The organism is Chitinophaga costaii, from assembly GCF_900094705.1.
Classification (GTDB): Bacteria; Bacteroidota; Bacteroidia; order Chitinophagales; family Chitinophagaceae; genus Chitinophaga; species Chitinophaga costaii.
Genome location: NZ_FMAR01000021.1, coordinates 22,408 through 32,261 on the forward strand (window position 1 = coordinate 22,408; position 9,854 = coordinate 32,261).

At 45.3% G+C, this 9,854-nt stretch carries 10 protein-coding genes and 1 tRNA gene; 5 read left to right on the forward strand and 6 right to left on the reverse strand.

The window, feature by feature from the left end; all coding sequences use genetic code 11:
* Positions 1-1,026: an outer membrane beta-barrel protein gene (locus tag GA0116948_RS19795; RefSeq protein ID WP_089715471.1), complete on the forward strand. Its 1,026-nt coding sequence runs from the start codon at positions 1-3 to the stop codon at positions 1,024-1,026.
* Between the two features lie 199 nt (positions 1,027-1,225).
* Here the strand turns inward: GA0116948_RS19795 and GA0116948_RS19800 are convergent, their stop codons facing one another.
* Positions 1,226-1,429, reverse strand: a complete 204-nt coding sequence (locus GA0116948_RS19800; protein ID WP_089715474.1) for a cold-shock protein — start codon at positions 1,427-1,429, stop codon at positions 1,226-1,228.
* 354 nt (positions 1,430-1,783) lie between these two features.
* Here GA0116948_RS19800 and GA0116948_RS19805 point away from each other — a divergent pair, with 354 nt between their 5' ends.
* Entirely contained in the window at positions 1,784-3,982 is a 2,199-nt protein-coding gene (locus tag GA0116948_RS19805) for a bifunctional alpha,alpha-trehalose-phosphate synthase (UDP-forming)/trehalose-phosphatase (RefSeq protein WP_089715475.1), read from the forward strand.
* A 99-nt stretch (positions 3,983-4,081) separates the two neighbouring features.
* Here the strand turns inward: GA0116948_RS19805 and GA0116948_RS19810 are convergent, their stop codons facing one another.
* The 5 genes from GA0116948_RS19810 to GA0116948_RS19830 form a co-directional block, all read right to left on the reverse strand.
* Entirely contained in the window at positions 4,082-5,866 is a 1,785-nt protein-coding gene (locus GA0116948_RS19810) for a glycoside hydrolase family 15 protein (RefSeq protein WP_089715477.1), read from the reverse strand.
* A 96-nt stretch (positions 5,867-5,962) separates the two neighbouring features.
* Positions 5,963-6,508, reverse strand: coding sequence for a hypothetical protein (locus GA0116948_RS19815; protein ID WP_089715479.1), 546 nt, complete (start codon positions 6,506-6,508; stop codon positions 5,963-5,965).
* A gap of 158 nt (positions 6,509-6,666) precedes the next feature.
* A complete protein-coding gene (locus GA0116948_RS19820; protein WP_089715481.1) occupies positions 6,667-7,287 on the reverse strand; it encodes a rhomboid family intramembrane serine protease in 621 nt (206 codons plus the stop codon).
* 17 nt (positions 7,288-7,304) lie between these two features.
* A complete protein-coding gene (locus GA0116948_RS19825; RefSeq protein WP_089715490.1) occupies positions 7,305-7,778 on the reverse strand; it encodes a 23S rRNA (pseudouridine(1915)-N(3))-methyltransferase RlmH in 474 nt (157 codons plus the stop codon).
* A gap of 130 nt (positions 7,779-7,908) precedes the next feature.
* A complete protein-coding gene (locus GA0116948_RS19830) occupies positions 7,909-8,112 on the reverse strand; it encodes a cold-shock protein (RefSeq protein WP_089715482.1) in 204 nt (67 codons plus the stop codon).
* A gap of 292 nt (positions 8,113-8,404) precedes the next feature.
* On the opposite strand from GA0116948_RS19830, the gene GA0116948_RS19835 reads away from it, so the two are divergent.
* The 3 genes from GA0116948_RS19835 to GA0116948_RS21535 form a co-directional block, all read left to right on the forward strand.
* Positions 8,405-9,496, forward strand: a complete 1,092-nt coding sequence (locus GA0116948_RS19835) for a fatty acid desaturase family protein (protein ID WP_089715484.1) — start codon at positions 8,405-8,407, stop codon at positions 9,494-9,496.
* A gap of 97 nt (positions 9,497-9,593) precedes the next feature.
* Positions 9,594-9,667: transfer RNA gene (locus GA0116948_RS19840), tRNA-Arg, on the forward strand.
* A partial coding sequence (locus GA0116948_RS21535) for a hypothetical protein (protein WP_211434882.1) occupies positions 9,649-9,854 on the forward strand: 206 nt, incomplete at its 3' end. The genes GA0116948_RS19840 and GA0116948_RS21535, both read left to right, overlap by 19 nt.

Below are 9,854 nucleotides of genomic sequence, written 5' to 3' on the forward strand. Positions count from 1 at the left end.
ATGAAATCGTTGATCCACGTTATTACGGCAAGCGTCGTATTGCTATGCAGTATTCCTGCATGGGCGCAAAATACCTCTATATCCACCAACAAACCGCCACACGATCATGGGCTTTACCTGAAGATCGCAGGTGGATACTATTTTAGTGTATCCCAGGGGCAGTTTCCGGATGTGGGACCCTACCCGCCGCATGATACCCACGAAAGCATTAATACCACTACAGGCGCTACGGCCATTATTTCCGATAAAGTACTCACCGGTTCTTATGGCGCAGGCGCCAGGGGAGGGCTTACCGTAGGCTGGAACTTTAATAAATACGTAGGAATTGAAGGCACCTTTAACTATTATTCCAGCTCCAAAAACCTGATGACAAAACAGGTAGTCACCGCGCTGGGAGCGCCTACCACAGTACTGGGCCAGGTAATATCGCATGGATATGTGCACGCGGTAGATTTTGCCCCCAGCGTGATTATAAGCCCTGGTTATACCCAAGTGAACCCCTACTTGCGTTTTGGAGTGGTAGTGCCATTGTGGGGGCGCTTGAATATCGAAACAAAGGCCTCGCAAACCAGCCAAGTACCCGGGTATCCCGCCAATATCATTGCGCAGACCACCATTTCCCGCCATGAACAAATAAAACCCAATATAACCATTGGCTTCCAGGGGGCGCTGGGCGTTAGTTTTGCGTTGAATAACCGCCTCGATATTTTTGTAGAAGCAGAATACCGTAACGTACCCGTGTATGGTAAATCAAAAGAAGTGACCGCCTATGAAGAAAACACGGTGATTATCAACACCGCATCTGGCCCTACCGGCACTACCACCCACCGTGGTCTGGGCGACCTTTCAACCGCAGAACGTTATACCGATTATAAAACCACGCTGGATCAAAACTCCAATACCGCCACTGGTACAACTGGTGCAACGACAAATTATAAAGACAATACCAAACCCTCCAACGACTTAAAGTCTTACATCAATATAGGCGGCCTGGGGGCCAATGTGGGCTTGAAGTTTAAATTTTAAAACCCTGCTCCGGTATATCAAAGGCGCCTCAATAAGGCGCCTTTTTACATAACATGTACCCCTGGATTTAAATTTAAAAAGCGCTACCACATGCCGTGATAGCGCTTTTTAGAAGGTCGTTCAAGTACCGCATCGCTCAAAACAATAAAGTCCCACCTTTCAGGAGGGACTTTATGTAATTAGGTATTAAAAAGCGTGCTTAGTCAATACGTCTAACATTAACGGCATTTTCACCTTTCTTGCCGTCTTTAACTTCAAACTCTACGCGGTCATCCTGCTGGATCTGATCGATCAAACCGGTTGCGTGTACGAAAGTTTCGCGGTTACCTGCTTCATGTTTAATAAAGCCAAAACCTTTTGCTTCGTTGAAGAACTTTACAGTTCCCTGAAATTTTGTTTCCATTTGAAAAAAATTATAAAGAATTATGTTAGCAAAAATAACGTTCTGGATCGAACAGAACAAATAAATTTAAAAGTATAATAAGAATAACCTGTTGGCTACGCTATTGATTGTAAAATATTCATTTACAGGAATTTTTTGCATTGTTTAAATACGCCTATGCCAGCCTATGCGCTCATTTAGTATGCCAAAAGATAGTTTGCACAAAAATTGCTACACGTATTAGTGGTAAACATATGTATTCAAACACTATGAAAAAGTGTTATACTGCAACTGTAGACACCTAACCAACGGAGGAACCAGACTAAAATAAGTCCACTACTATGCTTTATTAATCAAAAGGAAACGGAGTTTATCATGCGAAAAACCATTATTGTATCCAACAGGCTGCCAGTAAAAATTACCCGGAAGAACGAAGAAATAGTACTTATGCCCAGCGAAGGGGGCCTTGCTACTGGCCTGGGATCAGTGTACCGTGAAGGCAGTAATGTATGGATTGGCTGGCCAGGACAGGAAGTAAGTGATCTCGCCGAACAGGAGGAATTAACAACAGCGCTGGGCAAGCTAAACTTATTGCCGGTGTACCTTACAGCGGAAGAGATTAATCAATTTTATGAAGGCTTTAGCAATGAAGTGCTTTGGCCTGTATTCCATTATATGAGTACTTACGCGCGTTATGAGCAGTCTTACTGGGACTACTACATGCGGGTGAACGAAAAATTTAAGGAAGCTGTGCTGGCGGTAGCCGAACCAGGTGATGTGATTTGGGTGCAGGACTACCAGTTATTGTTGCTGCCCGGTCTTTTACGCACAGATCTGCCCGATGCCTCTATCGGCTTTTTCCAGCACATTCCTTTTCCCTCCTACGAATTGTTCCGCCTTATTCCCTGGCGCGAAGAATTGCTGAACGGCATATTGGGCGCAGACCTGATAGGTTTTCACACCTTCGACGACGCCCGCCATTTTATTGGTAGCTGCGTACGTTTGCTGGCCTTCCATGCTTCTGCCAATACCATTACCGTGAATGACCGTAACGTGATGGTGGAAACTTTTCCCATGGGCATAGACAATCGAAAATTTGAATCACTCTCTGCTACCGCCGGCGTGCAAAACCAGGTACAGGTGCTCGGAAAACGCTTCCAGCAAATGCGCATCATTCTTTCGATAGACCGGCTGGACTACAGTAAAGGCATCTTACAACGCTTACAGGGCTTCGATCTTTTCCTGCAAAACCATCCTGAGTATGTGGAAAAAGTAGGCCTTGCTATGATCATCGTACCTTCCCGCGATACGGTGCCTCAATATAAAGAACTGCGCGACCAGATAGACCAACTGGTGGGCAATATCAACGCCCGTTACCGTACCATGGGCTGGAGTCCCATTCATTATTTTTACCGCAGTTTTCCATTGGATATACTGACCGCACTTTATAACCTGGCCGATATTTGCCTGGTAACGCCTATGCGCGATGGCATGAACCTCGTAGCCAAGGAATATGTAGCCAGCCGCATTCACAATAATGGTGTACTGATTCTTAGTGAAATGGCCGGCGCCTCCAAAGAACTGATTGATGCGATCGTAGTAAACCCTAATAATACCAATGCTATCGCTGAGGCCATTGCCATCGCCCTGAGTATGCCCCTGACCGAACAGCAGCAGCGCATGAAAGCTATGCGGCAAATGGTGGCCAAATTCAACGTATATCACTGGGTAAAACTTTTCATGACTACGCTTGATGATGTAAAGAAAGCCCAGCAAAGCATGCAGGCCCGCCGCATCAGCCCAGGCATGGCGCAGGAGATGGTGCATGATTATGTTCACGCCGGCAAACGCGCGCTATTTTTAGATTACGATGGCACGCTGGTAGACTTTAATGTAAACCGGGAAGATGCTAATCCCGATCCGGATCTCTATAAATTATTAAACAACCTTGCCAGCGACCCGCAGAACCAGTTGGTTTTGATCAGCGGCCGGCATCACACCAACCTGGAGCAATGGTTTGGTGAGCTGCCCATAGACCTTATTGCCGAACATGGCGCATGGCATAAGCTGCAGGGAGGCGCGTGGACGCAAATTCCCGGCCTTACCGACCAATGGAAAGCAGAGATACAGCCCATCCTCGAAACCTTCACCGACCGTACACCAGGCGCCTTGATCGAAGAAAAAAGTTTCTCCCTGGTATGGCACTACCGGAAAGTGGAAGAAGGCTTGGGCGACTTGCGCGCCAATGAATTGATGGATACCTTACGCTACTACATTGCCGACAAGCCCCTGCAATTGCTGCCGGGCGACAAGGTCATTGAAATAAAAAATGTGGAGATCAATAAGGGCAAAGCTGCCCTGGCCTGGATGAAAGATGAAACGTTCGATTTCATCCTCGGCATAGGCGACGACTTTACCGACGAGGACATTTTCAAAGTTTTGCCCGCTAATGCTTACACCATTAAAGTAGGCAATTATGTAAGCGCCGCCCGCTACTACCTGCGCAGCTTCCGCGAGGTAAGACAATTGCTTAAAATGTTAGTGCAGGAGAAAAATGCGCTGAAATTGCAATAAGGACCGGGAGTAGGTACTAACGTAAACGGATATACGATAATAGCATAAAAAAACCTGGGCATTGATCCCAGGTTTTTTGTTATTGTAAGATTAATTCTTCTACAGGAAAATGGGTACGTCCAGTTTCATGGCAATGCGGTAGGCGGCATTCATTAACCCCACGTGGCTGTAGGCTTGTGGAAAATTGCCCCACTGGCTGCCGTCTTCTTCATCTACATCTTCACTGAATAGCAGCAGGTGATTGGAGAATTTAAGGAGGTTGGCAAATTCCCGCTGTGCATCTTCCAGCCGGCCCACACAGGCCAGGGCTTCTACATACCAGAATGCGCATACCAGAAAGGTAGTCTTTGGCTTACCAAAATCATCGCTGTGCAGGTAGCGGTAGAATAGACCATTGGGTGTTTTTAATTCTTTTTCCAGCGCCGTCAGGTGGTCCCTGGCACGTTCGCTGGCGGGGTCCAGGTATTGCATATTTATAAGCTGCAATGTACTGGCGTCCAGTGCGGTGCCTCCCGCGGCATTGGTATATACTTTACGCACAGGATCGTAGCAGCTTTCTATGTGTGCAGCTGCCCGCTCTTTGAGGGAGGTGGCGCGGTTTTCCAAATTAATGTCGCCGATAGTGCGGGCCATTTTTTCTGCAGCCGCGCAGCCAGCCCATTGAAACAGGTTACTGTAACAATGGATGTTGGCAAAGTTGCGGAACTCCCAGATGCCCGCATCTTTTTCATCAATAGTACGTTCTATTTTATCCAGTAGATAACCTATCCAGTGTACGCTGTCTTTGCGTTCCGAGAAAATAAAACGGTGATCGGTGTACAGAGGCAGCATGGATATAAGCACCTGTCCGTAAATATCATTCTGTATATGTTCATACGCCTGGTTGCCAATGCGTACTGGCTGGTTACCCTCGTAGCCGGCCAGGTGGGGGAGAATGGTTTCCGTAAGCTCTTTGGCCCCGGTAATACCGTAGAGCGGCTGGTAGCGGAAGTCATCCGAAAAAGAGATGTCTGTGATGTAACTGAAGAATTTCTCCATTTCCTCGAAATGCCCGATGTGATTGAGCGAGGTAATCACATAGTAAGTATCGCGCAACCAGCAATAGCGGTAGTCCCAGTTACGCCCACTGCCAGGAAACTCTGGCAGGCTGGTGGTGCTGGCGGCAATGATAGCCCCCGTATCTTCAAACTGGTGAATCTTCAGGGCCAGTGCAGCACGGATCACATAGGGTTGGTAGTAATTAGCGATAGATGAATGTTTAATCCAGGTGCGCCAGTAACGTTCTGTTTCATGGTAGAAGCGGTCTGCGGTGCTTACCAGCGGGGCTTCCAGCGGATTACCATAAGAAAGCACCAGGTACTTGGTTTCATTCAGTACAAAAAACTGGTCATCTACGATATAGCTGATAGGAATATTTGTAGTAAGCCGCATGCGTTCCGAACTGCCGGCAAATTCTATATGACTACTGCCACGGAATCGCTGCTGGGGCATAACACCATAATCGCACACCGGCGTGCAGCGCACCCTTATGCGGGCCGATTGCTGCATTGGCTCTATCTTCCGGATGAGCATGAGGGGCTTAAAATAACGGTCGTATTGAAAAAAGCGGGGAGCATAGTCCGTAATGCGGTAGCTGTTGCCATCTTTAGCCGTTACTTCGGTTACCAGTATGTTGGTATTCTCCAGGTAATATTGATGTGAAGAGTATTCGCCATCTGGTAATATAGAAAATTCGCCGCCTTTTTCTTTATCCAACAGCCCGCCAAATACAAAGGAGCTGTCCATTCGGGGCCAGCAAAGCCATTCTACATTTGTATTCATGCCGATGTGCGCCAGGTAGGCGCAGTTGCCGATTATGCCAGTTTGATAGGTATGTCTGCCCATTTGCTCTGTTAAATATATGTACGATAGTAAGTCACTTCATCTTAGCAAATGACATTCCAACCTTAGTTAAAGTGGTTTAACAACCTATTAGAAAACTTAAAATTTCATGATAGCCCGCTTGCCACTATATAGCTGGAAAGGGTAACGGTAAGAATGCCAAACATCAAACATCCGGTTCAGCGCAGGTAAGTGCTCTTCAAAAAAAAGCACTTCAAAAGAGCAATGGGCGCCCTTGTGATTAAACTCGATAAAATTGCGGATGCCCAGGCTGGGCTGCATGTCTCCGTCATGCTGTAAGGGTTGTTTTTTGTACCCGGAAAAACGGATTACGAGATGGTCAATATCTACCATGTAATAAGCGTAGGAAATGCCGCCCAACTTAATTGTGAGGATATGTTCGCCAATGATCATTTCTCCCAAAAGCCGGTATTCTTCCAGTGTGATTACAGGGATGGCGATAAAATAAATGATACCGGTAGCAATGAGCAGGAACAGGAAAAAGCCGTTCACCATGGAAAGAGCGGTTCCTACGGTACAAAGCAGGAGGGCCACCAGGAAGCACCCGGCGTAGGGGCGACGTATTTTGTGATAGAAAGCAGGTCGCTGTTTATCTACAACAGAAAAAAATACACGATAACTCATAGGGCATCGGCAATGCGTAGCCGAATATAAGAAAAAGCCGTAATTATACCATGCTTACGCCGGTAAATAATGTTATCATAACGGCGCACACATGGCTTCCCGATAAAGAATTCAAAATCATTTTGCTACGGCATCAATATGTATGACCCTTGATTTTCTTATCTGAAAGGGGATAGCAGTTGCGTAATAAAATAGGTAAGGAGGGAAGGTTGCAAAAGAATGGGGAATACCAGCCCAAACACAGCACCCCAGAAATGCACGCCATGCCCAATGCCGCCATATCCGGTATCGCGGCTGGCCAGGTAGGCAGATAATCCCAGGAACACAATCCCATACACCACAATGGGCATCGGGAAAAAGAAGAGGTATATCTGTGCCCAGGGCTGCACCAGCATGATGGTGAAAATGCAGGCCGATACCGCGCCGGAAGCGCCTACTGCCAAGCGGTTGGGATCTTTATAGTGCCGGAAATAATAGGGGATGGTAGATACAATGATGGCCAGGGCATAATATGCCGGGAACACATAAGGGCTAGTATAAAAAATAGCAAATACCTGCTCCGCCACCCGTCCCATATAATAGAGGGAAAGCATGTTGAAAAATAAATGCATGTAGTTGGCATGCACAAATCCGTTTGTCAGGAAACGATAAAATTGTTTTTTTTGACGGATATAATAAGGCCACATGGCCAGGTCCTCCATCAGGCCTTCCTGGTTCAGTGCTATCAGCGAAATAATACAGGTCAATACAATGATAATAAGCGTGGCGGAGATCTCCATATACGTTGCTGGTGGATTTACTGGTGATGATATTTTTCGTTTTGCAATACCGTGTACGCCCGGTACAATTGTTCCGTCATAATAAGCCGTACCAATTGATGCGGAAAGGTAAGCGAAGATAAGGACAATTGCAGTTGAGCCCTTTGTAGTACCTGCGTATCAATGCCATAAGCGCCGCCAATGAGGATAACCACCTGGCGGGTGGCGGCATTGATACGTTGCTGAAGGAAATCTGCCAGTTGCAGGGTGGTAAAAGTTTTACCCCTTTCATCCAGTGCTACCAGGAAATCCTGGGGGCCTAGCAGATCCAGGATCATTTTACCTTCCTGTTTTTTAAGTTCCGGCAGGGGGAGGGAGGCGGCCTGTTTTACCGTGGGAATAAGGCGCAGCTCAAAATCGGTGTAATATTGCAGTCTTTTTTGAAACACCGCAATGCCATCCCGAATATAGGGGTCGTTTTCTTTCCCGATGCTCCAGAGTTGTATTTTCAAAATCGCATATTTATCGAGCAAATATAGCGATTGGGCACAAAAAAGCCCCGGTTATACAACCGGGGCAACCTTGGTAAGTTAAATATATTGAATGCTTTATTATCAGTATATAAAACCAGCCAGCAGTTAATTAGTCAATGCGGCGAACGTTCACAGCATTCATGCCTTTTCTGCCTTCCTGCAATTCGAACTCTACGCGATCGTCTTGCTGAATTTCGTGAACCAGACCGTTCACATGTACAAAGGTTTCCTTGTTGGATTCGTCATGTTTGATGAAGCCGAAGCCTTTGCTTTCATTAAAGAACTTTACAGTTCCTTGGTACTTTGTTGTCATTAGTAAAAATTAAAATAAGAAAAACGGAAGGTACTACTATTATTTGATTTAAAGACATTTATTATTTATTATTATTCCCGCAATCCTATCAAACTTGCCCCCAAGGCCTTTTTACCGCAAAACTTGCTATTATGTTTTTAATTTATAAATAGAAACACATGGCGAAAAAAGGTTAAATAATTGTAAATTAAACCGCGATTCCTCGTATACTTATCGATTATGTGCTAATTTTGTACTCGTTGCACGCTACGCAGGGATTCTCCTTCGTACCATCACGATCACAATACGAAATATGCCAAAAGTATCCTTTAACAACAAAAACCAGGTTTTTTTTCCAGCTTTGAAAACCGCTGTAGATGCGTATTTCACGGAAAATAACCTAAAAAAAACGGGTAACACCCAACTTTACGTGAAAGCCGCCGTGCTGCTTACAGTAGCCACCGGCTTGTACTTAACACTTTTATTGGTGAGCATGCCAGTGTGGGCGGGCATACTGGGGAGTGCGTTGTTAGGTTTAACATTGGCTTGCATAGGATTTAACGTTATGCATGACGCTTGTCATGGTAGTTTTTCTACGAATAATAAGGTAAATGATGCCTTTGGTCTTACGCTGAATGCGCTGGGCGGCAATGCGTTTATCTGGAAACAAAAACACAATATCGTACATCATACTTATACAAACGTAGACGGAATGGATGACGATATAGCCAAAAGCCCTGTAATGCGCCACTGCCATACCCAGAAATGGGTGCCGATGCACCGTATCCAGCATATTTATATTCCCCTTGTATACGCTATTTCTTCCGTGGCCTGGGTTTTTATATTTGACTTTATAAAATACCTGAGCAGCAAAGTGTACACCACACCGCTGCAATCCATGAAATTTAGCGACCACCTTACGTTCTGGGGCAGTAAATTATTGTATATTATATTTTACGTGTGCATACCCGTGTACTTTGTAGGATGGGGATCCTGGGCCATTGGTTTTGTAACCATGCACATAGTATTGGGTTTCACACTGGCCATCGTGTTTCAATTGGCCCATGTGGTGGAAGAAACCACTTTTGAAACCGTAAGCGGAGAATCTACCCAGATCGAAAATGAATGGGCTATTCATCAGATTAAAACCACGGCCAATTTTTCAAAAGATGTGAAAGTTATTTCCTGGATGGTAGGTGGCCTTAACTATCAAATAGAACATCATCTATTTCCTCGTATAAGCCATGTACATTACCCTGCTATCAGTAATATTGTAGCGCAAAAATGTAAAGAATTTGGGCTGCCTTACAATAACCTGCCTACTATGCGCAATGCCATCGTTTCCCACTTCCGCTTTATCCGCGCATTGGGAATGAAACCTGTACCTGTACCGGTTTCCAACTAATGCTTAAAAAGGGTGATTATTCGTTCCTGAATTTTTTGCGCAAAGAATTTGGCAATTAAAAAAAGATTCCTACTTTTGTCACCCGATTAACAATAACGGCTCCGTAGCTCAACTGAATAGAGCATTTGACTACGAATCAAAAGGTTTCTGGTTTGAATCCAGACGGAGTCACTAAAGAGGCAAATGGTATAAACTGTTTGCCTCTTTTTTATTGCCGCCACTGTTTCATTTTGATTAAATCCATAGGCTTAGGAACAAAAATTGGATCAAGACGAAAAGTTGGGGGATTAATGTTAAAGCTGTTTTTTTGCGGATTAAATCAACATTTTGGAAGAGAGTTACCGTCAGTTAATAGAAT